This is a genomic window from Maritalea myrionectae DSM 19524 (assembly GCF_000423365.1).
Lineage (GTDB): Bacteria > Pseudomonadota > Alphaproteobacteria > Rhizobiales > Devosiaceae > Maritalea > Maritalea myrionectae.
The window spans coordinates 150666-173494 of record NZ_AUHV01000004.1 but is presented as its reverse complement, the minus strand read 5'-3'; the positions used below and the strand labels follow the sequence as shown (position 1 = coordinate 173494).

Here is a 22829-nt window from a genome sequence, read left to right as displayed (position 1 = left end):
CCCTACTCCGCAGCTTCTTTAACTTGCCCAAGTGCCAATTGCGAACATTCGGCCATCACTTTGGATGCCCGTGCAATCGGATTGGTCAAATAGAAATCTTCAATCGGTGAACCCAAAGCACCGGGTTTAATCTTCGCTGGCACTTTCGCCAGTTTGGCCACATCTGCAGCCTTTGTTTCCACGGGGCCCTCAACAACAGCCAAATGCGGCACATCAGCATAAAGCGCTGCACGCAGTTGGTTGAGATTGTCGAACGGCAAGGTTGCACCCAAATGTGCGCTCAAAGCCCGCAAAATCGCCCAATCCTCTTTGGCGTCGCCCGGCCCAAACACAGCGCGGTTCGTGCGCTGCACGGTGCCTGCTGTGTTCACATAGGTCACGCTTTTTTCGGTGTAAGCGGAGCCCGGCAAAATCACATCTGCCGCATGGGCACCGCGATCACCGTGCGAACCGATATAAACAACAAACGCATCCTCATAGGCGCTGAGGTCGTAGCTATCTGCCCCCAACAAGAACACGACATCCATGTCGCCTTTTTTGCCAGCTGCCTGCATCTTCGCCGCATCCATGCCGCCACGCTCAGGCACAAAGCTCACATCCAGGCCTCCAACACGACCGGCTGCATTGTGCAACACTGCAAAGCCGTTCCATTCGTCGCTCAATGCGCCATTGTCAGAAGCGATCTGTGCACTCAAGGCCAAGACATCTTTAGCAGTTGCGCCACTCAATGCGCCCTCGCCCACAATAATCATGGGGCGTTTCGCCTTGCTCAACACTTTGGCAAACTTGTCGTCGCCTGCGGCCAAAGCCGCCAAGGCTTCGGTGCCAGTGCCCAAATAGGCGTAATCATATTTCAGATCAGCATTTTCGCCGATCACCGCGATTGGGGTGCCGTTTTGGCGCCACGCTTTGCGGATACGGGCATTGACGAGCGAGGCTTCTTTGCGCGGGTCACTGCCCACGATCAAAATCGCGTCCGCATCTTCTATGCCAGCAATGCCTGCATTCATGATGTAGCTTGCACGGCCCTTGGAAGGTTCGATTACCGAACCAACTGGACGACAATCAAAGTTTTTCACGCCGATTGCGGTCAACATGGACTTCAAAGCATACATTTCTTCAGCACCAGCCAAGTCGCCGGCCAACGCGCCGATTTTCGCTGGATCAGCTTTTTTCACCGCGCGAGCGATGGTCGCAAATGCGTCATTCCAATCGGAAGCCTGCAACTTGCGGTTCTTTTTCACGTAAACTTTGTCGAGACGTTGTGATTTCAAGCCATCCCAAATGAAGCGTGTCTTATCTGAAATCCACTCTTCATTGATCGCTTCGTTCACACGTGGCATCACGCGCATCACTTCACGGCCACGGCTATCCACACGAATGTTAGAACCAACCGCGTCCATCACATCGATGCTTTCGGTCTTGTTCAGTTCCCAAGGCCGCGCTTGGAAGGCATAAGGCTTGGAGGTCAACGCACCAACGGGACAAAGGTCAATCACATTGCCTTGCAGCTCTGATGTCATCGCCTGCTCAAGATAGGTGGTGATTTCTGCGTCTTCACCACGGCCGATCAGGCCAAGCTCAGAAATGCCAGCCACTTCGGTGGTGAACCGCACACAACGTGTACAGTGAATACAGCGGGTCATGATGGTGTTCACCAATGGCCCGATATATTTGTCTTCCACCGCGCGCTTATTTTCCTGATAGCGCGAATTGTCCATGCCGTAAGCCATGGCCTGGTCTTGCAAATCGCACTCGCCGCCCTGGTCACAAATCGGACAATCCAGCGGGTGGTTGATCAGCAAAAATTCCATCACGCCTTCGCGTGCCTTTTTCACCATCGGTGTGTTGGTGAACACTTCTGGCGGTTGCCCTTCTGGCCCGGGGCGCAAATCGCGCACGCTCATGGCGCAGGAAGCCGCCGGCTTTGGGGGGCCACCCTTCACTTCCACAAGGCACATGCGGCAGTTGCCCGCCACAGAAAGACGCTCGTGATAACAAAAACGTGGAATTTCAGCACCAGCTTCCTCACACGCTTGCATCAGCGTGTAGTGATCTGGGACCTCAATTTCATTACCGTCTACTTTAATATTGGCCATGCTCTTGCCGCCTTATTCCGCTGCAACAGAAGGCACAGCACCTTCTGCTTTCGCATTGTGCGTATATTGATCAATCCGCGCTTCAATTTCCGGACGGAAATTACGGATCAACCCTTGAATTGGCCATGCTGCCGCATCGCCCAACGCACAAATTGTGTGTCCTTCAACCTGCTTGGTCACTTCAAACAGCATATCAATTTCACGCTTTTGCGCTTCGCCACGCACCATGCGTTCCATCACACGATACATCCAGCCGGTGCCCTCACGACATGGAGTGCACTGACCACAGCTTTCGTGCTTGTAGAAATAGGAAAGCCGCGCAATCGCTGCGATAATGTCGGTTGATTTATCCATCACGATCACCGCTGCGGTGCCCAATGAAGACCCAACTTCTTTCAGCCCATCAAAATCCATGATCGCATCACGCATTTTGTCACCAGGCACACAAGGCACAGAAGAGCCGCCGGGGATAACCGCCAGCAAATTGTCCCAACCGCCGCGAATGCCACCGCAATGCTTGTCGATCAATTCGCCAAAGCTGATGCCCATTTCTTCTTCAAATGTCGCCGGCTGATTGACGTGGCCAGAAACACAGAACAATTTTGAACCTGTGTTGTTCTCTCGGCCAAGCCCTGCAAACCAAGAACCACCGCGGCGCAAAATTTCCGGAACAACGGCAATTGATTCCACGTTGTTCACAGTGGTTGGCGAACCATAAAGCCCCATGCCCGCAGGGAATGGAGGCTTCAACCGTGGTTGGCCCTTCTTGCCTTCAAGGCTCTCCAGCAATGCTGTTTCCTCGCCGCAAATATAAGCGCCAGCGCCATGGTGCACGATGATATCGAAATCCCAACCATGCACATTGTTTTTGCCGATCAATTTGGCTTCATACGCCTGGTCAACAGCCGCTTGCAGCCGTTCACGTTCGCGCACAAATTCGCCGCGCACATAAATATAAGCAGCATGCGCGTCCATCGCGCGGCCAGCCAACAAGCACCCTTCCACAAGGTGATGCGGATCGTGGCGCATAATTTCGCGGTCTTTACAGGTGCCTGGCTCTGATTCGTCAGCATTCACCACCAGATAGTGGGGCCGACCATCATTTTGCTTGGGCATAAAGCTCCACTTCAAACCAGTGGGGAAGCCAGCGCCGCCGCGACCACGCAAGCCGGATCCCTTCACCTCTTCGGTGATCCAATCCCGGCCTTTATCAATGAAGCTTTTGGTTTGTGACCAAGCGCCACGCTTTTGCGCGCCCTCAAGGCCCCAATCTTCAAACCCGTAAAGGTTGGTAAAAATGCGGTCTTTATCTGTCAGCATTATCGACGCCCCCGCATAAATGCATAAAACAACACCAATCCGATCGCTGCGCTAACCACCAGGCCAAAAATACCGTTGGTGAGAAAAGCTGCAAAAAATGCAATCAAACGGATCGAGATATAGGTGCCCACCATGAAGGCAATCGCCAACATGATGTTTCTCGCGTTCAACTCAATGCCCATGAAACGTTCAGCCATTAGCGTGGATCCTTACCAAAGACTTTGCGATATTCGTCAGCACCACCTTTGGCCAAAGCCTTGGCTTGTGCTTTCCAATCATCGCGTTCAATCCGACCCTTAAAGCTCAAACGATCATCGACTTCTGCGATCTGCTTTTTGGTCAGCTTTGCCACTTGTTGATATGTGGTAATGCCCAAATCATTCAGCTTGCCTTCAAGCACTGGGCCAACACCTGAGATCAATTTCAAATCGTCTTTTTGTCCTTCAGGTGCCTCGAACAAAGGTGTCTTCATTTCAGCATCGTCAGCCTTTGCCGCTGCTTTCTTCGCTGTCTTGCTTGGCGTTTTTACTTTCGCGCCTGGCTCTTCAGCTTTCTGCTTGGCTGTTGGCTTCGGTGCTGTATTTGACGCTGGCTTTGCCGCAGGTTTGCGCGCTTTAGTGGCTTTTGCAGGTACATCCGTCAATGTTACATGCCCGCCTTCCGGCGCGGCAAACTGACGGTTGATCTGTGGGCCAGTTTTCACGTCCTTGCCCGCCTCAAACTCATCGATCATTTCTTCGAAACGTTCAGGCGTCAAATCTTCATAAGTGTCTTTAAACACCATCGCCATTGGCGCGTTCACACATGCGCCCAAGCATTCCACTTCTTCCCATGAAAGCGTGCCGCTCTCATTGGTTTCAAACGGCTTCTCATTGATCTTGCTTTTACAAACTTTGATCAAGTCTTCTGAGCCGCGCAACATGCATGGCGTTGTGCCACACACTTGAATGTGTGCTTTGGTGCCCACCGGTTTCAATTGGAATTGGGTATAGAAGGTCGCCACTTCCAACACGCGGATGTAAGGCATCTCCAACATGTCAGCGACATGTTCAATGGCAGCCTTGGTCACCCAACCATCTTGGTCCTGCGCCCGCATCAATAGCGGGATCACAGCAGATTGCTGGCGGCCTTTTGGATATTTCGCAATGGTTTGCTTTGCCCACTTCTTATTGTCGGCATTAAACGCAAATTCTTGCGGTTGAACTTTATCTTCTGCGAGACGACGAACTGACATTAGCGATCTACCTCGCCGAAAACGATATCAAGTGTACCAATAATGGCTGAAACGTCAGCCAACATATGACCACGGCTCAAAAAGTCCATGGCCGACATATGCGCAAACCCGGGCGCTCGAATTTTACAGCGATAGGGCTTGTTGCTGCCATCAGACACCAAATAGACCCCAAACTCGCCTTTAGGCGCTTCCACCGCCGCATAAACTTCACCTTCAGGCACTTTGTAGCCTTCCGTGTAGAGCTTAAAATGGTGGATCAAGCCTTCCATTGATTGCTTCATCTCACTGCGTTTGGGCGGCACAATCTTGCCGTCGATTGACGAAATTGGCCCCTGCCCATCAGGCGAACGCAATTTATCAATGCATTGGCGCATAATTTTCACTGACTCGCGCATTTCTTCCATGCGCACCAAATAGCGGTCATAACAATCGCCATTTTTCCCGATCGGAATATCGAATTCCATCTCGTCATAGCATTCGTAGGGCTGGCTCTTGCGCAAATCCCATTTTGCACCAGAACCACGCACCATCACGCCAGAAAAGCCCCAAGCCCAAGCATCTTCCAACTTCACGGTGGCGATATCCACGTTCCGCTGTTTGAAGATACGGTTGTCGGTCAAAAGGCCTTCAATATCGTCGAGAACATCCAAAAATGGATCACACCATGCTTCGATATCGTCGATCAGCTCAGGCGGCAAATCCTGGTGCACACCACCAGGCCGCACATAAGCTGCGTGCATGCGCGCGCCACAAGCACGCTCATAAAACACCATCAGCTTTTCGCGCTCTTCAAAGCCCCAAAGCGGTGGTGTCAACGCGCCAACGTCCATCGCTTGGGTTGTCACGTTCAGCAAATGGTTCAAAATCCGCCCGATTTCAGAATAAAGCACGCGGATCAACTGACCACGTTTTGGCACTGTGATGCCCAGCAAACGCTCAACTGCCAAAGCAAAAGCGTGCTCCTGGTTCATCGGCGCCACATAGTCAAGCCGATCAAAATAAGGCACAGCCTGCAAATAGGTTTTGTGCTCGATCAGCTTTTCAGTGCCGCGGTGCAACAAGCCCACATGCGGGTCAACCCGCTCAACAACTTCACCGTCCAGCTCAAGCACCAAACGCAACACACCGTGCGCTGCCGGGTGTTGCGGGCCAAAGTTGATGTTGAAATTTCTAAGTTGCGCTTCGCTCATAATATGATCCTCAACCTTGCGCCTTTTCATCACCAGGCAGCACATAGTCGGTGCCTTCCCAAGGTGACAAATAGTCAAATGAGCGGAATTCTTGTGTCAGCTTCACAGGCTCATACACAACGCGCTGCAACTCTTCATTGTAGCGCACCTCGACAAAGCCGGTGAGCGGGAAGTCTTTGCGCAAAGGAAACCCTTCAAAGCCATAATCAGTCAGCAAACGGCGCAGTTCCGGGTGATTCACAAACAAAATGCCATACATATCGTAGGCTTCGCGCTCGAACCAATCCGCACCAGGATAAACTTCACAGATTGAAGCCACTGGTGTGTCTTCGTCTGTTTTCAGCTTAACGCGAATGCGCAAGTTCTGAGTTGGGCTCAAAAAGTGGTAAACCACGTCGAACCGCTCGACACGCTGTGGATAATCAACGCCACAAATATCAATAATGCAGCTGAACTGACATTGGCTGTCATCACGCAGCAGGCGCGCAACATCCACAATTGAATCTGCGGCAATGTTTAGCGTCAACTCACCAAAATTGCCTTCAACTGATTGCACAGCTTCCGGCAGTTTCGCGCTGATATAATCGCCAAGTTCTGAAAGGGAAGAATCCATTTGCCCCCTGCCCCTTATCGCTCAATGGTGCCGGTACGGCGGAGCTTCTTTTGCAAAAGCAAAACGCCATACAGCAAGGCTTCGGCTGTTGGTGGGCAACCAGGCACATAAATGTCCACTGGCACCACACGATCACAACCGCGCACAACAGAATAAGAATAGTGATAATAGCCGCCGCCATTCGCGCAGGACCCCATAGAGATCACATAACGCGGTTCCGGCATTTGGTCATAGACCTTGCGCAACGCAGGCGCCATCTTGTTCGTCAACGTGCCAGCAACGATCATCACGTCGGATTGACGCGGGGATGCGCGCGGCGCAAAGCCAAAACGCTCCGCATCATAACGCGGCATAGACATGTGCATCATCTCAACGGCACAACAGGCAAGACCAAATGTCATCCACATTAGGGAACCTGTACGCGCCCAGTTGATCAACTCGTCGGTTGACGTGACCAAAAAGCCCTTATCGGCCAGCTGATCATTCACATCTAGAAAGAACGGATCATCAGCCCCGACTGGCTTACCAGTCTTTGGATCGATAATACCTTTTGGCTGCGAAGACACCAAAGTCGAATTATTGTCTAATCCCATTCCAAAGCCCCTTTGCGCCATTCATAAATAAAGCCAATGGTCAAAACACCCAAGAAGATCATCATGGCCCAAAAGCCGAACCAGCCAACATCTTTAAATGCGACGGCCCAAGGAAACAGGAACGCAACTTCCAAATCAAAAATGATGAACAAAATGGCCACCAGATAGAAGCGGATATCAAATTTCATCCGCGCATCATCAAACGCTTCAAAACCACATTCATACGCAGACACCTTTTCAGGGTCGGGACGTTTAACGGCGATAATGAAGGGAGCAACCAAAAGTGCCAAACCGATCACTGCGGATAAACCAACAAATATGATCACGGGCAGATACTGAGAGAGCAATTCGGTCATAATTGCCTTGCCTTTTTTGACAGCTGAAACCCAGCCAAAGAATTTGTCACAAGCCAGACTCACAAAATGGAGCCGAAACTTCGATTTGGTACGGCTTACGCCAACACCTTACGTGTTTCAAGGGCTTTGGCTTCAAATTTTTAATTTATCTCCTCATTCAAATCAAATAAGGCAAGCATCGTAAATAGTTTTAAAAACTGGACTTTTTCACTCATAAAAAAAGAGCGCTCCAAAACGGAACGCTCTCTCGAACACTGTGTTGTGCACTTCAGCTTAGTTGAAGTACCAACGTGCTTTCGCGTCAATCGCGTGGCTTGATGTACCGCCGCTGTAAACTGACCAGTTGTATTCAGAACCAATCGTCACATCGTCAGAAACAGCAAACTCGATACCACCACCGAGGATGCCTACCGCGTCGCCGAAGTGATGGCCAATACCACCAACAGCATAGAGCAACACATCGTCAGATACGAGGTAACCAGCGCGACCTGTCAGGTCATACTGAGCACCATAATATGTGCCGCCATCATAGTTGGCTTGTGCGCCAACTTCGAAACCGAAAACCATTTCGTCGAACTGTGTGTTCATACCGGCAATGGCACCAATGCCCCAAACGTCTGATGCTGCATTTACATATGCACCGTTCACACCCGCATAGAAGCGGTTCCAGTCAAAGCCTGGATTAGAGTATGCAGGCGCAGCTGTTGGAGCCGGGGTATAATCAATCACAGGGTCCGCTGCGGACGCGCCTGCCGTCATTGCTGCTGATGCTAGCATAGCAATGGAAATTTTCTTCAAAATGCTCATAATTGCCTCCATGGCTCTCTTAAGCGTTACTCTCGGCATATAGGTTCTAATCTCAAGAACGCAACGGCAACCGGGAAAGTTCCGTAAGTTTCCATTTAATTCGCGCAAAAATAGCGCGTAAGAGATCCCCTAACACCTATGAATCAAATCTACAGGCAAAAGGTGACCGGAATTAGTCTGAAATGTGGCTAAATCAATTCATGGCTAACAAAGTGTAAAAAAGCCACACTACCCATCGTAGTGTGGCTTTACATGCCATAAAATGAATTTATCGCTTAATTGAAATACCAACGCATCTTAGCGTCGAATACGTGACCGTTCGTACCGCCACCATCTGTGATGTACGTATATTCACCGCCAAAAGTTACATTGTCATGCACGGCAAACTCGATGCCGCCGCCAATGCCAGCAAATGTATTGCCGCTATTGTTGAATACAACACCGCCTGTGGCATAGAGCAATGCTTCAGGTGCGACGAGATAGCCCGCGCGTCCGAAAACATCATAGAGAGCGCCTGAGTATACTCCGCCATCATAGTAGGCCGTGCCCTGCACTTCCAAACCGAACACCCAATCACCTGATTGCATATTCAAACCTGCAAGCCCACCAACACCGAAATATTGTGTGCCATCATTCATGCCACCAGCACTCAGGCCGATATAAAAACGATCCCAATCAAATGTCGAAGATGTCACAACAGGAGCAGGTTGTGTATAGATAATTGGATCGGCAGCAGACGCGCCAATCACTCCGGTAGCAACAATCGTTGTTGCAAGAATCATTGATTTAAACATTTCGCCTCACCTTTTTATTAATTAACAGTAAATTTAGGCGCGAAGCGAAAAAGAGTCAATTAGTCTCGGAAACAGCGAACTGTTCCAAGCGGTGATATACAACGATTTTTTGAAAAGTGGCGGGAGTGACGGGACTCGAACCCGCGACCTCTGGCGTGACAGGCCAGCGCTCTAACCAACTGAGCTACACCCCCTTTAATGAGAAAGTCTCGTCAAAGAGTGTGCGTGGTTTAAAACTGAAAGCACTTTGTGTCAAGCGCCATTTTCAATCTTTATGACATTGTTTTCAAAGAGAAAATATTTCTTTTTGCGAACAGTGCCGAACCACGACAAGAACCAAAATGGTGGGCGGTGAGAGACTCGAACTCCCGACATCTTCGGTGTAAACGAAGCGCTCTACCAACTGAGCTAACCGCCCCCCGTTTGGTGATGCATCGTTTAAGGTGTTCTTTCGCCCTCGTCAACAAAAAAGGTCTCGATTTTCACCGAGACCTTCAAAAAAATGCAAAAAATTTTGCTTAGACTAGTTCACAGCGTCTTTGAGCTGTTTACCAGGCTTGAATTTAGGCACGTTTGTCGCTGCAATATCAATTTCAGCGCCAGTTGCTGGGTTGCGGCCTTTGGTGGCTTTACGGTGAGAAACCGCAAATGTACCAAAGCCTACCAGGCGAACTTCGTCACCATTTTTCAATGTACCAGTAATCGCTTCGAAAACAGCGTCCACTGCGCTTGCGGCGTCTGCTTTTGTCAATCCAGCTTTTTCCGCCGTTGCAGCGACCAAATCATTTTTGTTCATTAGTCCATCCTCATTTTTTGGCCCGACTTACTTTTGTCGGGCAATACGCCATGAACCTTTTGACGATTCTTTCCCAAACGCAAGGAATTCCGGCGCTTTCAGCCCGGTTTTAGGCAAAAAAAGAGCGGAAAAGTTGCCTTTTCCGCTCCTTAAGCATCAAATTGTGGAAAACACTAGTGTGCAACCACGCCTGTGCCTTCGCCTTTTTCGGCTTTTTTGCTCGCGGCATACGCCTCAAAGTCCCACTCAATCGGCTCTGGAACTTCAACCAGAGCGTGTTTGAGGGCGTCTTCCATTTGCTTCACAGGGACAATTTCCAGCCCCTCTTTCACAATGTCTGGCACTTCAGAAAGGTCACGCACATTCTCTTCGGGAATCAGTACCTTTTTGATTCCCCCGCGCAATGCCGCCAGCAGCTTCTCTTTCAAGCCGCCGATTGGCAGCACACGGCCGCGCAAGGTGATCTCACCAGTCATCGCCACATCGTGACGCACCGGAATGCCGGTCATCACCGAAACAATCGCCGTGGCCATACCAATGCCCGCTGAAGGACCGTCTTTTGGCGTGGCCCCTTCCGGTACGTGCACGTGAATGTCATGCGAATCAAACTTTGGCGGCTCAATGCCAAAATCGACTGCCCGGGAGCGCACATAAGTCGCCGCGGCAGTGATTGATTCTTTCATCACGTCTTTCAAATTGCCGGTAACGGTCATTTTGCCCTTACCATGGGTCATCACGCCTTCGATGGTCAGCATTTCGCCGCCCACCTGTGTCCAGGCCAGGCCTGTGACCAGGCCAACTTGTGGATCCAGCTCGATTTCGCCATAGCGGTGCTTTGGCGGTCCCAAATACTCCTCGATTTTTTCCACATCGAGCATGATGGACTTTTTCTTGTCATCCATCATCAGTTCGGTCACCGCTTTCCGCATCAGGTTCGCAATTTCCCGCTTCAAGTTCCGCACACCCGCTTCACGCGTATAGCGGCGAATCAAGAATTCGAGCCCTTTGTCCGGCAAAGCAATCTCAGATGTTTCCAGGCCATGCTCTTTAATCGCGTCGGAGATCAAATGCTGACGCGCGATTTCCATCTTTTCGATCTCGGTGTAACCAGACAAGCGAATGATTTCCATACGGTCCAACAAGGGCCCCGGAATATTCAACGTGTTAGCCGTTGTGATGAACATCACGTCCGACAAATCGAAATCGACTTCGAGATAGTGGTCAGAAAATGAGTTGTTTTGCTCTGGATCGAGCACTTCCAACAACGCAGAACTTGGGTCACCGCGGAAATCCATGCCCATCTTGTCGATCTCGTCGAGCAAGAACATCGGGTTGGACTTGCCAACCTTCTTCATGGACTGAATCACCTTGCCCGGCATGGAGCCAATATAGGTCCGGCGGTGGCCGCGAATCTCGGCCTCATCGCGCACGCCGCCCAGCGACATGCGGGCAAACTCACGCCCAGTTGCCTTGGCAATCGATTTGCCCAGTGAGGTTTTACCCACACCTGGAGGACCAACAAGACACAGAATCGGTCCCTTCAACTTGCCCGTACGGCTTTGCACAGCAAGATATTCAATGATCCGCTCTTTAACCTTCTCAAGGCCATAGTGATCCGCATCCAAAACCTCTTGCGAAAACTTCAAATCGCGTTTGATTTTGGACTTTTTGCCCCAAGGTAAACCAAGCAACCAATCAAGATAGTTGCGCACAACTGTCGCTTCGGCCGACATTGGGCTCATGGCTTTCAGCTTTTTCAGCTCGGCCTTCGCCTTGTCTTTCGCTTCCTTCGACAATTTTGTCTTTTTGATCCGCTCTTCAAGCTCTGTCAGCTCGTCAGTGCCATCTTCAGAATCACCCAACTCTTTTTGAATGGCCTTCATCTGCTCATTCAAATAATACTCGCGTTGGGTTTTTTCCATCTGGCGCTTCACGCGCGTGCGAATCCGTTTTTCCACCTGCAGAACACCGATTTCGCCTTCCATCAACTCCAACACACGTTCCAAACGGCCCGGTACGGAGGTGATCGACAAAATGTCCTGCTTGTCTTGGATTTTCACAGCCAAATGCGATGCGATCGTATCTGCCAATTTCGAATGATCTTCGATCTGCGATACGGCGCCCACCACTTCTGGCGATACTTTTTTGTTCAGCTTGACGTAGTTTTCAAACTCATTGACCGCTGAGCGGGCCAAGGCTTCCGCCTCAACGTCATCATGATCATCCATCTCCATCGCAGTGGCTTTGGCTTCATAATAGTCGTCGGTGCGGACAAACTCTTCAATGCTTGCACGCGATAGCCCTTCGATCAGCACTTTAACGGTGCCATCGGGCAGTTTCAGCAGTTGCAACACAGAGGCAATGGTGCCCACATCAAACACATCTTCAGGAGATGGGTCATCTTCTTGCGCACTTTTTTGGGTCACGACCAAGATATTCTTGTCGTCGCGCATGACTTCTTCAAGCGCTTTAACCGATTTTTCGCGCCCCACAAATAGCGGCACGATCATGCCCGGAAATGCCACAATGTCACGCAAAGGTAAAACCGGATAAACCCGGCTCTCGCCTGGTGCCAAATCAAGTTCAGTTGTCTTGGATTCGGACATAATTATTCCTTTCATCAACCAGCATTGATTTCCCTGTTACAAGCGGCAAAATCAATCCTGTTCTGGACCGACAATGGGTCACAACATGGCCACGCCCTTGCAAGGACGCACCAAGACTCATTGATACTATTAGATAGGAAGTTTTGATGGCCCTACAAGTGCTTTGCAGGGCCAAATCACAAAACTTTATGCGCCGGCTTCCAGCTCTTCTTCTTTGCGGTCCGCATAGATGTAGAGGGGACGTGCGTCCTTCTCCTCAACAACATCTTCGCTGATCACAACTTCTTCCACGCCTTCTAGCGATGGAAGGTCATACATGGTGTCGAGCAAAATGCCTTCCATGATCGAACGCAACCCGCGTGCACCGGTCTTCCGCTCAATGGCTTGGCGCGCGATTGCGTGCAAGGCATCTTCGTGGAAAGTCAATTCAACATCTTCCATTTGGAACAAACGTTGATATTGGCGCACAAGGGCGTTTTTGGGTTCTGTCAGAATTTGCACCAAGGCACCTTCGTCCAAATCTTCCAAAGTCGCAATCACAGGCAAACGGCCGATAAATTCGGGGATCAAACCAAACTTCACCAAATCTTCTGGCTCAACTTCAGCAAAAACCTCGCCCAAACGACGATCTTTAGGATCGCTCACTTCGGCATCAAACCCGATGGAGCTGTGCTCGCCACGTTCGGCAATCACCTTTTCCAACCCGGCAAAAGCACCACCAACGATAAACAGGATGTTGGTCGTATCCACCTGCAAAAACTCTTGCTGTGGATGCTTGCGCCCGCCTTGCGGTGGAACACTGGCTACAGTGCCTTCCATAATCTTCAACAAGGCTTGCTGAACGCCCTCACCTGAAACGTCACGTGTAATTGATGGGTTGTCAGATTTACGAGAAATCTTATCCACCTCATCGATATAAACGATGCCGCGTTGGGCTTTTTCAACATTGTAGTCAGAAGACTGCAATAGTTTCAAAATGATGTTTTCAACATCTTCACCAACATAGCCAGCTTCAGTCAAAGTCGTCGCGTCAGCCATGGTGAACGGCACATCAATGATGCGCGCCAAAGTCTGCGCCAAATATGTTTTACCGCAACCTGTTGGGCCGATCAGCAAAATATTCGACTTCGCCAATTCAATGTCTTGATTTTTCGTGGCGTGGTTTAACCGTTTATAGTGGTTGTGCACGGCAACCGACAAAACGCGTTTCGCGCGCGCTTGGCCGATCACGTAATCGTCGAGCACTTCACAAATCTCTGCTGGCGCCATCACTCCATCGGAGGACTTAACTGTGGAGGACTTATTCTCTTCACGAATAATATCCATACACAGCTCAACGCACTCATCGCAGATGAAAACGGTTGGCCCGGCAATAAGCTTGCGTACCTCATGCTGGGATTTACCGCAGAATGAGCAGTAAAGCGTATTTTTTGCGCTGTCGCCGTTACCGTTATCTTTTGTCATCAAAGCACTCCTAAATGTGCATTTTTAGCAGCATGTCTTTAAAACGCTATCACTTGCAAATAAACAAACCGTAAGCGTTTTGGATACCTTAGCTTTTCTCTATCGTTCTCGCAAATAGCGAAACGGTGCACACACTGTGTCCCTTTTCCGCCATTTGCCTATTTGGCGGGCGCCCTATTGTTCGTTGGGCACCGCACGCTTTTCGTAAACTTTATCGACCAGACCAAACTCTTTAGCATCGTCGGCGGACATGAAATTGTCACGCTCAAGCGCCTGCTCGATGGTTTCGTAATCTTGGCCCGTGTGCTTCACATAGATTTCATTCAAGCGGCGCTTGAGGTTTTCTGTGTGTTTGGCGTGGATCAAAATGTCCGTTGCCGTACCTTGGTAACCACCAGAAGGCTGGTGCACCATAACAGAAGCGTTCGGCAACACGCCGCGCATGCCCTCGTCGCCAGCAGCCAACAACAACGATCCCATTGAAGCGGCCTGACCTACACACAAGGTAGAGATTTTCGGGCGGATAAACTGCATCGTGTCATAAATAGACAATCCAGCTGTCACAACACCGCCAGGCGAATTGATATACATTGCGATCTCTTTCTTGGGGTTTTCACTCTCCAAGAACAAAAGCTGCGCCACAATCAAAGACGCCATATTGTCTTCAACCGGTCCGGTCACAAAGATAATGCGCTCACGCAGCAAGCGTGAGAAAATATCAAAAGAACGCTCCCCACGGTTGCTTTGCTCTACAACCATTGGCACCAGCGTGTTGGTCAACATATCCATCGGATCTTTCATACGTTCCACCTTCTTTGCAATCGAATCGATTGTTTCGATCAGATATGATCCTGTCTTAACTTAGCGTAAAGGCGGGAGATAGGCCCTAACACTGAGTCATTCAAGTCACGGTTAATTTATTTATCCACCGCCATCAGCACTTCTGGCAGCTTTGCCACAAGGTCTGAGGCGATCATGCCTTCTTTTCCAAATCCCTGCGCGCAAGCCCCATGAATGAAGGCACCTGCACACGCTGCATCTATCCCGGACATGCCGCGCGCCAGCATGCCACCAATAATTCCAGCCAAAACGTCACCTGAACCCGCCGTTGCCAGAATGGCCGGCGCATTTGAATTTATGACCACACGACCATCGGGCGCTCCAATAACCGTGTCGGCACCTTTTAAAAGAACCTGCGCACCGCTCGCCTCAGCCGCTATGCGCACCATCTCAATCTTGCTCTCCGCCTCGTCCACTTTACCAAACAAACGGGCAAATTCACCGCTATGCGGCGTCAGCACGATATTATCGCCACCATATCTATGAATATGGTCGAATAATGACTTTGGATCACTCTCAAACGCCATTAAAGCATCGGCATCTAGCACACATCCGCGCTGCGCCGCAATGGTCGACAGGACCTTATCGCGCAGCGCGTTTGTCACGCCAGCGCCCGGCCCCAAAACCAAGCTGTTAAACCGTTCATCTTGCAGCAACTTTTCCAATGCCGCAGGTTTAAGCATAATTTCGGTAACATGGTGCGCTTGCACCTCAAGCGCTGCCTTATCACCAAATAGCGACACAAGCCCGGCCCCGCTGCGCAATGCCGCCATTGCACTCAATCGCGCCGCGCCACCGCTCAACGCGTCACCAGAAAGCACCAGACAATGCCCCCGGCTATATTTATGCCCCTGCGCTTCATATGGCGGTATCTGCCAAAGATCTGGCCCATTGTGCCAAACTTTCCCGCCTATTCTCGGCAACACCGCATCCAAGATGCCAATCTTCCCCAAATGGACGTCACCGCAATAGGACTTGCCCGGCAACAGGAAATGCCCCGGCTTCAACCGGAAAAAACTCACACTGGCGACCGCACGAATGGCCGCACCGCGGACGGCACCAGTTGCCCCGTCAATCCCGCTTGGCATATCGATGGCCACAATTGGCTTCCGGGCGCGATTCATCCGCTTTATTAGTTCGGCAAACGTACCAACAATATCTCGATCCAGACCAGCGCCGAAAAGCCCATCAATCAGGAGGTCACACTCATCCAGCAAATCATTGATCGGGCTGTCTTCCGCCCCCCAAAGATCCAGATGCTGGCGCGCTGCCTCACCCAGACGGTCACGCGCACCCATGAACGTTAGTTTGACGAACCAACCGGAATCGCGCAGCAAGCGGGCCACAACAAACCCATCGCCACCATTATTGCCAGGTCCAGAAACGACACCAACCGTGCAAGGCGAAAAATTGGCGCGCACATAGTCGGCCACCACTTGCCCGGCATTTTGCATCAGCTCAAATTCGGGCACGCCTTTTTGGATGGTCAGGCGGTCCGCCTCTGCCATTTCATCCGGTGTCAACAATAGGTTCAGTGATTCTGTTTTCATCGCCCATATGCTGGCATATTCCCGGTGCCTATTTCCATCATAAAACAGCCGGTGCAAACGCGACAAAACTTCTCTGCGAACCTTCATGTTGCCAAACAAACAAAAGGCCGCCCGAAGGCGGCCTAAATGCAATCAAACTAAATCTTGAAAAAGATATTAGTCGTGGTTGTGAGGCTCGAGGTCTTCTTCTTCGCTCTCTTCAACCAGTTTGATCAATTCTTCTTTGGTGACTTTCTTGTCAGTCACTTCAGCCAGTTCAATCACGTAATCAACAACTTTGTCTTCAAAGATTGGCGCACGAAGGCCAGCCAAAGCTTGTTGGTTGTTACGGAAATAGTCATATACTTGCTGCTCTTGACCAGGATATTTCTGCACTTCCGCGATCAACGCTTTTTGGTGTTCTTCTTCGGTCACTTCAATCTCGTTTTTATTGCCGATTTCAGCAATCACGAGGCCCAAACGCACCCGACGGTCAGCAATCGCGCGATATTCTTCGCGAGCTTTCTCTTCGGTTGTGCCTTCATCTTCAAAGCTACGACCATGATGCTCGATATCGTGCATCACACGGTCCCAAATGCCTTTAAACTCAAGGTCAACCAACTGCTCAGGCACGTCAAATTTGTGCGCTTCATCCAAAGCGTCCAAAACTTCCCGCTTCACGCGACGACGTGTCAAACCGTCCAACTGGCCTTTCAACTGGTCTGTGATCATTTCACGCAATTGTGCAATTGATTCCAAACCAAGAGTTTTGGCGAATTCATCGTCGATCTCAACTTTGGCAGGTGTTTCCACCTCAAGCACTTCAACGTCGAACGTTGCGTCCTTACCAGCCAAGTCTTCAGCGCGATATTCCTCAGGGAATTTCACTTCAACAACTTTTTTGTCGCCTTTTTTCAAGCCAACAAGCTGCTCTTCAAAACCTGGGATAAACTGGCCAGAACCAAGCACCAATGGTGTTGAATCTGATTGGCCGCCTTCAAATGGTTCGCCGTCAACTTTGCCCAAGAAAGACATTGTTACGCGATCGCCATCGGCAGCTTTGCCGTCTTTAGCTTCAAACGGACGGTTCTGATCGATCACAGCATTAAACTGCTCATCGACTTCTTTCTCGTCTGCTTCAACAATAGGACGTTCAATTTTGATTTTTTTGAAGTCCATCAATTCAACATTTGGCAAAATCTCATACGCAACTGAGAAGTCCAAATCTTTATTGCCTTCAAAAACTTCGTTCAAAACGGCTTCGTCTTCGCCAAAGTCGATTTCTGGCTGCGCAGCAGCTTTTTCATCGCGCTCGGTCAAAGAAGACTGAACAGCAGTGTTCACAGTCTCTTGAATAACGTCACCCATGACAGAACGGCCATAAACCTTTTTCAAGTGCGCAAAAGGAACTTTGCCAGGACGGAAGCCCTTAATGTTCACTTGGTCCTTGAGTTCGTTCAATTTGGCGTCGAGCTTCTCATTGAGTTCAGAAGCTGGAATGCTCATTTCGAGCTTACGCTTCAGCCCTTCATTGAGGGTTTCAGAAACCTGCATGCGGAATATCCCGTTCTTTAATTCGATCGATCATTGTTCGCTGGGAAGAATGGTGCGGGTGGAGGGACTTGAACCCCCACGCCTGAGGCACTAGAACCTAAATCTAGCGTGTCTACCAATTTCACCACACCCGCCAATAACTTCCCTCAGCGATGAAGTCGGCGCTGGGTCTAACCCAATTGCAAACAACAGTCAAAGCACTTTCGTGATTTTTTTGCTCTATTTCTCGAAAAACTGACATTTTTCCCGTTTCGCCCTCACCTGTTGGTCAAAAAACCACACATTTGTCACCTGCCTCAGCAACGAAGTGACCTAAAGACACCTCCAAATCGACTGCCTAAAAAAAAGGCAGCTTGCTCATTATTTAGGCAAAGACAACCAAAGCGGACTGCCGCAATTTTAACCGCAAACGCATAAGTAATTGATTTTTAAACACTTCGCCACCTTGGCAAAAACTGGCACGCGGCATGCATATGTAGGGGCAGACGAACCAAAGCCTTATGGAGAATGGGTCTCGTGAAAAAAATAGAAGCTATTGTGAAGCCATTTAAACTTGATGAGGTCAAAGAGGCCCTTCAAGACGCTGGCTTTCAGGGGATAACAGTTACCGAGGTAAAGGGTTTTGGCCGCCAGAAAGGCCATACCGAGCTTTACCGCGGCGCAGAATATGTAGTGGATTTTCTGCCGAAAGTGAAAATTGAGATCGTTGTGGCCGATCATATGGCGGAAGAGGCTGTTGAAGCCATCCGCAACGCGGCCCAAACCGGGCGCATCGGCGACGGCAAGATTTTTGTTTCCACGATCGATCAAGCCATACGGATTCGTACCGGGGAAACCGACGAAGACGCAATCTAAGTCAACAACCAACTAAATAGTAAAACCCAACAAGGGATAACAGGATAGATCAATGACAACTGCTAACGATATTCTGAAACTGATCAAAGACGAAGACGTACAATTTGTTGATTTGCGCTTCACTGACCCACGCGGCAAGCTGCAGCACGTCACTATGGACGTGAGCGCTGTCGACGAAGACATGTTTGAAGATGGCGTCATGTTTGACGGCTCATCTATCGGTGGTTGGAAAGCCATCAACGAGTCAGACATGGTGTTGATGCCAGACAATGAAACAGCTCATATGGACCCGTTTTTCGGCCAGGCAACTTTGGCCATCAATTGCGACATTCTTGAGCCAGCCACATTTGAATCATACAACCGTGACCCGCGCACCACAGCGAAAAAAGCTGAAGCCTATGTGAAATCATCAGGCATTGGTGACACAGTTGTTGTTGGTCCAGAGCCAGAATTCTTCATCTTTGACGATGTGCGCTTTAAAGCTGATCCATACAACACCAGCTTCCAGCTCGATAACATCGAACTGCCAACCAACACAGACACACGCTATGAAGCAGGCAATATGGGTCACCATATCAGCCAAAAAGAAGGCTACTTCCCAGTGCCTCCTTTGGACAGCGCGCAAGATATGCGTTCAGAAATGCTGACTGTGTTGAAAGAAATGGGCGTAACTGTTGAAAAGCACCACCACGAAGTGGCGTCTGCTCAGCACGAATTGGGCATCAAGTTCGACACATTGACCCGCATTGCCGACCAAGTGCAAATCTACAAATATGGCGTGCACCAAGTCGCTCAAGCCTACGGCAAAACAGCAACCTTTATGCCAAAGCCAGTTTATGGCGATAACGGCACAGGCATGCACTGTCACTTGTCTATCTGGAAAGATGGTAAGCCAAACTTCGCTGGCGACGGCTATGCAGGCTTGTCAGAGCAGTGCTTGCACTTCATTGGCGGCATCATCAAGCACGCTAAAGCAACAAACGCCTTCACAAACCCATCAACCAACTCTTACAAGCGTTTGGTTCCGGGCTTTGAAGCACCCGTATTGTTGGCTTACTCAGCGCGTAACCGCTCTGCGTCTTGCCGTATTCCATTCGGTTCGTCACCTAAAGCGAAGCGCGTTGAAGTGCGTTACCCAGATCCAATGGCCAACCCATATTTGGCGTTCTCTGCCTTGTTGATGGCTGGCCTTGATGGCATCAAAAACAAAATCAATCCTGGCGATCCAATGGATAAAGATTTGTATGAGTTGCCAGCTGAAGAGTTGAAAGAAATCCCAACTGTGGCGTCTTCATTGCGCGAAGCTTTGGAAGCGTTGGATTCAGACCGCGACTTCTTGAAAGCTGGCGGCGTGTTCGATGACGACCAAATCGATGCATACATTGCACTGAAAATGGAAGAGGTTATCCGCTTCGAGCACACACCTCACCCAGTTGAGTTTGACATGTATTATTCCTCATAAGGAATTCCCTCCTATCCCCTAGGTAGCAATACCTAAACCTTAGGGCGCCTCCGGGCGCCCTCTTTTTTTGCCCAAATCCAACACGCATACCCCAACGCGTTCCTCACTCAAAATGTACCATTTGACATAGGGGTACATATAATACATATAGAGGATATGAAGATTGTCATCGATATCGAAAATGAAGAGCCGCTCTTTTCGCAACTGATCGCGCAAATCAAGCTGGCGGTGCAAACCAACGCGCTCAGCCCTGGCGCGCCGCTACCGTCCATTCGGCAATTGGCGAATGATTTGGAAATCAACAGTAAGACCGTGGCCAAAGCCTACAAATTGCTGGAACGCGACAAGATCATCGTCACCAAGGGCTATCGCGGCACCTATGTGCATGCCGATGCCAAATCAAACAGCGCGACAGATCTCAATGCTTGGACACATGAAATATTGGCAGATGCAACGGGCAAATTGCGCGCTGCTGGCGTGACCGATTCTGAAATTCGCATCGCTTTTCAAGCCTGCATGAACAACCAAAACAAACAGAACATTGGAGATTAATATGTGGATCGACGTTGTGTTTTACATCGTACTTCTAAGCCAGGTGATATTGATCTCATTCTACTACCCTGCGAAAATCGTGCGCCGCACCACTTATGTGCTGGAAACCTGCCCGCCCGAGCAATATCCAAAGCTTTATGAAAGCACTTTTTATGCCGAGCCCGAGGCCGTCATCCGGCGCACACTCACCCGCTTCAAATTGATGAACATGGCCATCGGGAATCTGGGCATAGCACTTCTGATTGCCATGGCGATTACTTATTATTCACCCCATGAAATCAAGCAGAACGGTCATATTCTGTTCGTGCTCTTGTTCGCGATCCTGCAAATGGTGCCCTGCTTTTATATTGAATTTGCTACATGGCGCTGGCACGCCCATGTGCGCGCCACAGTTCAACCCAGCAAACGCACAGCGGACCTGCGTCCACGTCGGCTGTTTGATTTCATTTCTCCAATATGGGTGGGTTTGGCCGGGGGCTTGTTGATCACCTGGTTCGTCCTATACCTCACCATCAATAATGATGGCACGCCATGGCAATGGAATCATTATCTCACCATGATCATTTTTCCCATCCAGATGCTGTTCGCATTCAAGATTTATCGGGCAATCAATGGCAAAAAATCCGATCCGCACCAATCCTATCAGGATCAGATCAGAAATATTCAGACGGTGGTGCAAGTGAACATTTTCGCCAGCATCGGCATGAGCCTGTTTTTGATCATCATGGAGCTGGTCAATCTGTACCGCTTGGATATGTATGAACCACTATTTCTCAGCGGATATGTACAATTCATGGTGATCTTCGGCATTGGGCAACTGATGCGCACCTATTCGATCAAATCTGTCGACTTTGATGTCTATAAGGCAGAGACAGCATAAGTCCTGTGGACACATTGACGAAGGGCGCCATCATTGGCGCCCTTTTGTCTATTCTTTGGCGCGTGGCACAATTTTGCTGCCCTGCTCAATCGCAGCAGAGGGATAAAGGATCACTTGATCCCCCTCTTCAATGCCACTGACCACTTGGGTCAACACACCATTGCTTTGTCCAATTTCAATCTGCGTCAATTGCGCCTCGCCATCCTTGGCCACAAATACTGACCAATTGCCATCTTCACGAAACAGAGCACTGGCGGGCACCAGCAAAACATCGTTTGCTTGCCAAACCACAATAGCAACCTCAAGCCGATAGCCATGCCCAAGCGCCGTGCGCTCCTCAATCGGGCTAAGCAGATCAATTTCCACACGCACCCGTTGCTCTTCCACGCCAAGGGCAGAATATTTGGTCTCCCCGAAAGGGTGCACCCGCCGCACTTTGCCGCGCAAATCATTGTCGCCGCCCCAATCCCGCAGGATCACTGGGTCGCCTTCGCTCACCTGAACTGCATCAGAGGAAATCAACTCTGAAACCACCTCCAAATCGGAGGCAACATCACCAATCTCCATAATGGGCGCACCGACGGGCAAAGTGGTTTCACTTTCTTGCAACACCTGCAAAATGCGCCCATCGATCGGCGCATAAAGCGGAATTTCATCACCGTCATGATCGCCACCCGCATCTGCCTGGCCAATATCTTCACGACCATTCAGGCTTGCGCGCGCATTCGCCAACTCGGCTTCGCGCATGGCAATGGCGGCCTCTGCCGTTTCGCGGCTAGCACGGCTGGACCGTAAATTGCCCTCCGCCCGTTCGAGCGTGGCTTCGCTTTCAATGCCGCGCTCCGCAAGCGCACGGGTGCGTCTAAACGCAGCTTCAGCAAGTTCCTCGCTTGCAATGGCCGCATTCAAATTGGCTTCCGCAACCCGCAGCGAGGCCCGCGCCACATCCACCGCCGCAATCGCCTGCTCTCGCGTGCGGCTGTCCAGCACAGCCGGATTGATCGGCCGCATCTTGGCCACAACCGTTTCACCTTGCGTCACCAAATCGCCCGCATGCATCTCAACGCGCAGCAATCGTCCGGCAACCGGGGTCGAAACCGTATAGGTTTCCCGCACCCGTGTGCGGCCCTCCTCGTCGATGGTCACCGCAAGGTCACCCCGATTGACGACACCTAAATCCACCTCGGTGGGTTTTGGCATAAGCGTCAGTGCAATCGTTGCAGATACAGCCGCAACGGCCGCAAAGATGAATAGGTTTCGAGAAATTTTTGCGCGTTTGGGCATA

At 50.3% G+C, this 22829-nt stretch carries 21 protein-coding genes and 3 tRNA genes; 4 read left to right on the top strand and 20 right to left on the bottom strand.

Going from position 1 to position 22829, the window contains the following annotated elements:
• Positions 1-2: 2 nt before the first annotated feature.
• The 19 genes from nuoG to G549_RS0112080 all read right to left on the bottom strand — a co-directional run bounded on the left by nuoG (position 3) and on the right by G549_RS0112080 (position 17929).
• The gene (gene nuoG / locus G549_RS0112170; protein WP_027835259.1) at positions 3-2099 is read right to left on the bottom strand and encodes an NADH-quinone oxidoreductase subunit NuoG; all 2097 of its coding nucleotides are present in this window, start codon (positions 2097-2099) and stop codon (positions 3-5) included.
• Positions 2100-2111: 12 nt separating this feature from the next.
• Positions 2112-3419: an NADH-quinone oxidoreductase subunit NuoF gene (nuoF, locus tag G549_RS0112165; protein WP_027835258.1), complete on the bottom strand. Its 1308-nt coding sequence runs from the start codon at positions 3417-3419 to the stop codon at positions 2112-2114.
• The gene (locus G549_RS0112160) at positions 3419-3616 is read right to left on the bottom strand and encodes a hypothetical protein (RefSeq protein WP_027835257.1); all 198 of its coding nucleotides are present in this window, start codon (positions 3614-3616) and stop codon (positions 3419-3421) included. Before G549_RS0112160 ends, nuoF begins: the two co-directional genes overlap by 1 nt.
• Positions 3616-4653 (bottom strand): NADH-quinone oxidoreductase subunit NuoE, encoded by a 1038-nt coding sequence (gene nuoE / locus G549_RS0112155; protein WP_027835256.1) that lies wholly within the window; start codon positions 4651-4653, stop codon positions 3616-3618. Before nuoE ends, G549_RS0112160 begins: the two co-directional genes overlap by 1 nt.
• Complete coding sequence (locus tag G549_RS0112150) at positions 4653-5843, bottom strand: NADH-quinone oxidoreductase subunit D (RefSeq protein WP_027835255.1); 1191 nt, start codon at positions 5841-5843, stop codon at positions 4653-4655. The genes nuoE and G549_RS0112150 overlap by 1 nt, the downstream gene beginning before the upstream one ends.
• Before the next feature lie 10 nt (positions 5844-5853).
• On the bottom strand, positions 5854-6456 hold the full coding sequence (locus G549_RS0112145; RefSeq protein WP_027835254.1) for an NADH-quinone oxidoreductase subunit C: 603 nt from the start codon (positions 6454-6456) through the stop codon (positions 5854-5856).
• A gap of 14 nt (positions 6457-6470) precedes the next feature.
• Complete coding sequence (locus G549_RS0112140) at positions 6471-7049, bottom strand: NuoB/complex I 20 kDa subunit family protein (RefSeq protein ID WP_027835253.1); 579 nt, start codon at positions 7047-7049, stop codon at positions 6471-6473.
• Entirely contained in the window at positions 7040-7405 is a 366-nt protein-coding gene (locus G549_RS0112135) for an NADH-quinone oxidoreductase subunit A (protein ID WP_027835252.1), read from the bottom strand. Before G549_RS0112135 ends, G549_RS0112140 begins: the two co-directional genes overlap by 10 nt.
• 273 nt (positions 7406-7678) lie before the next feature.
• Positions 7679-8212 carry an outer membrane protein gene (locus G549_RS0112130; RefSeq protein ID WP_036222568.1) on the bottom strand — a complete coding sequence of 178 codons (534 nt, stop codon included), beginning with the start codon at positions 8210-8212 and terminating at the stop codon, positions 7679-7681.
• Positions 8213-8487: 275 nt separating this feature from the next.
• On the bottom strand, positions 8488-9006 hold the full coding sequence (locus G549_RS0112125) for an outer membrane protein (protein WP_027835250.1): 519 nt from the start codon (positions 9004-9006) through the stop codon (positions 8488-8490).
• A 117-nt stretch (positions 9007-9123) separates the two neighbouring features.
• Positions 9124-9200 (bottom strand) — tRNA-Asp (locus G549_RS0112120).
• A 148-nt stretch (positions 9201-9348) separates the two neighbouring features.
• A tRNA-Val gene (locus G549_RS0112115) sits at positions 9349-9424 on the bottom strand.
• 105 nt (positions 9425-9529) lie between these two features.
• Positions 9530-9802 carry an HU family DNA-binding protein gene (locus tag G549_RS0112110; protein WP_027835249.1) on the bottom strand — a complete coding sequence of 91 codons (273 nt, stop codon included), beginning with the start codon at positions 9800-9802 and terminating at the stop codon, positions 9530-9532.
• Between the two features lie 173 nt (positions 9803-9975).
• The gene (lon, locus tag G549_RS0112105) at positions 9976-12408 is read right to left on the bottom strand and encodes an endopeptidase La (protein ID WP_027835248.1); all 2433 of its coding nucleotides are present in this window, start codon (positions 12406-12408) and stop codon (positions 9976-9978) included.
• A gap of 186 nt (positions 12409-12594) precedes the next feature.
• Positions 12595-13872 (bottom strand): ATP-dependent Clp protease ATP-binding subunit ClpX, encoded by a 1278-nt coding sequence (clpX, locus tag G549_RS0112100; RefSeq protein ID WP_027835247.1) that lies wholly within the window; start codon positions 13870-13872, stop codon positions 12595-12597.
• A 174-nt stretch (positions 13873-14046) separates the two neighbouring features.
• Complete coding sequence (locus tag G549_RS0112095) at positions 14047-14673, bottom strand: ATP-dependent Clp protease proteolytic subunit (protein ID WP_027835246.1); 627 nt, start codon at positions 14671-14673, stop codon at positions 14047-14049.
• 116 nt (positions 14674-14789) lie between these two features.
• Positions 14790-16262 carry a bifunctional ADP-dependent NAD(P)H-hydrate dehydratase/NAD(P)H-hydrate epimerase gene (locus G549_RS0112090; RefSeq protein WP_036222566.1) on the bottom strand — a complete coding sequence of 491 codons (1473 nt, stop codon included), beginning with the start codon at positions 16260-16262 and terminating at the stop codon, positions 14790-14792.
• A 156-nt stretch (positions 16263-16418) separates the two neighbouring features.
• Positions 16419-17795: a trigger factor gene (gene tig, locus G549_RS0112085; RefSeq protein WP_027835244.1), complete on the bottom strand. Its 1377-nt coding sequence runs from the start codon at positions 17793-17795 to the stop codon at positions 16419-16421.
• Between the two features lie 50 nt (positions 17796-17845).
• Positions 17846-17929: transfer RNA gene (locus G549_RS0112080), tRNA-Leu, on the bottom strand.
• A gap of 382 nt (positions 17930-18311) precedes the next feature.
• Here G549_RS0112080 and G549_RS0112070 point away from each other — a divergent pair.
• The 4 genes from G549_RS0112070 to G549_RS0112055 all read left to right on the top strand — a co-directional run bounded on the left by G549_RS0112070 (position 18312) and on the right by G549_RS0112055 (position 21544).
• Entirely contained in the window at positions 18312-18650 is a 339-nt protein-coding gene (locus G549_RS0112070; protein WP_027835243.1) for a P-II family nitrogen regulator, read from the top strand.
• A 52-nt stretch (positions 18651-18702) separates the two neighbouring features.
• Positions 18703-20112 carry a type I glutamate--ammonia ligase gene (gene glnA / locus G549_RS0112065; RefSeq protein ID WP_027835242.1) on the top strand — a complete coding sequence of 470 codons (1410 nt, stop codon included), beginning with the start codon at positions 18703-18705 and terminating at the stop codon, positions 20110-20112.
• A 156-nt stretch (positions 20113-20268) separates the two neighbouring features.
• Positions 20269-20664 carry a GntR family transcriptional regulator gene (locus G549_RS0112060; protein ID WP_027835241.1) on the top strand — a complete coding sequence of 132 codons (396 nt, stop codon included), beginning with the start codon at positions 20269-20271 and terminating at the stop codon, positions 20662-20664.
• 1 nt (position 20665) lies between these two features.
• The gene (locus G549_RS0112055) at positions 20666-21544 is read left to right on the top strand and encodes a hypothetical protein (protein WP_027835240.1); all 879 of its coding nucleotides are present in this window, start codon (positions 20666-20668) and stop codon (positions 21542-21544) included.
• Between the two features lie 48 nt (positions 21545-21592).
• Here G549_RS0112055 and G549_RS0112050 read toward each other — a convergent pair whose 3' ends face one another.
• Positions 21593-22828 (bottom strand): efflux RND transporter periplasmic adaptor subunit, encoded by a 1236-nt coding sequence (locus G549_RS0112050; RefSeq protein ID WP_027835239.1) that lies wholly within the window; start codon positions 22826-22828, stop codon positions 21593-21595.
• Position 22829 lies beyond the last annotated feature (1 nt).

What these genes read in the sequence shown, in the direction of transcription:
- nuoF (WP_027835258.1), bottom strand. Translation starts at nt 3,419, where the DNA reads ATGCTGACAGATAAAGACCGCATTTTTACCAACCTTTACGGGTTTGAA.
- clpX (WP_027835247.1), bottom strand. Translation starts at nt 13,872, where the DNA reads ATGACAAAAGATAACGGTAACGGCGACAGCGCAAAAAATACGCTTTAC.
- G549_RS0112060 (WP_027835241.1), top strand. Translation starts at nt 20,269, where the DNA reads ATGAAGATTGTCATCGATATCGAAAATGAAGAGCCGCTCTTTTCGCAA.
- G549_RS0112150 (WP_027835255.1), bottom strand. Translation starts at nt 5,843, where the DNA reads ATGAGCGAAGCGCAACTTAGAAATTTCAACATCAACTTTGGCCCGCAA.
- G549_RS0112050 (WP_027835239.1), bottom strand. Translation starts at nt 22,828, where the DNA reads ATGCCCAAACGCGCAAAAATTTCTCGAAACCTATTCATCTTTGCGGCC.
- nuoG (WP_027835259.1), bottom strand. Translation starts at nt 2,099, where the DNA reads ATGGCCAATATTAAAGTAGACGGTAATGAAATTGAGGTCCCAGATCAC.
- G549_RS0112125 (WP_027835250.1), bottom strand. Translation starts at nt 9,006, where the DNA reads ATGTTTAAATCAATGATTCTTGCAACAACGATTGTTGCTACCGGAGTG.
- G549_RS0112140 (WP_027835253.1), bottom strand. Translation starts at nt 7,049, where the DNA reads ATGGGATTAGACAATAATTCGACTTTGGTGTCTTCGCAGCCAAAAGGT.
- glnA (WP_027835242.1), top strand. Translation starts at nt 18,703, where the DNA reads ATGACAACTGCTAACGATATTCTGAAACTGATCAAAGACGAAGACGTA.
- G549_RS0112145 (WP_027835254.1), bottom strand. Translation starts at nt 6,456, where the DNA reads ATGGATTCTTCCCTTTCAGAACTTGGCGATTATATCAGCGCGAAACTG.
- lon (WP_027835248.1), bottom strand. Translation starts at nt 12,408, where the DNA reads ATGTCCGAATCCAAGACAACTGAACTTGATTTGGCACCAGGCGAGAGC.
- tig (WP_027835244.1), bottom strand. Translation starts at nt 17,795, where the DNA reads ATGCAGGTTTCTGAAACCCTCAATGAAGGGCTGAAGCGTAAGCTCGAA.
- G549_RS0112135 (WP_027835252.1), bottom strand. Translation starts at nt 7,405, where the DNA reads ATGACCGAATTGCTCTCTCAGTATCTGCCCGTGATCATATTTGTTGGT.
- nuoE (WP_027835256.1), bottom strand. Translation starts at nt 4,653, where the DNA reads ATGTCAGTTCGTCGTCTCGCAGAAGATAAAGTTCAACCGCAAGAATTT.
- G549_RS0112110 (WP_027835249.1), bottom strand. Translation starts at nt 9,802, where the DNA reads ATGAACAAAAATGATTTGGTCGCTGCAACGGCGGAAAAAGCTGGATTG.
- G549_RS0112095 (WP_027835246.1), bottom strand. Translation starts at nt 14,673, where the DNA reads ATGAAAGATCCGATGGATATGTTGACCAACACGCTGGTGCCAATGGTT.
- G549_RS0112130 (WP_036222568.1), bottom strand. Translation starts at nt 8,212, where the DNA reads ATGAGCATTTTGAAGAAAATTTCCATTGCTATGCTAGCATCAGCAGCA.
- G549_RS0112160 (WP_027835257.1), bottom strand. Translation starts at nt 3,616, where the DNA reads ATGGCTGAACGTTTCATGGGCATTGAGTTGAACGCGAGAAACATCATG.
- G549_RS0112090 (WP_036222566.1), bottom strand. Translation starts at nt 16,262, where the DNA reads ATGAAAACAGAATCACTGAACCTATTGTTGACACCGGATGAAATGGCA.
- G549_RS0112055 (WP_027835240.1), top strand. Translation starts at nt 20,666, where the DNA reads ATGTGGATCGACGTTGTGTTTTACATCGTACTTCTAAGCCAGGTGATA.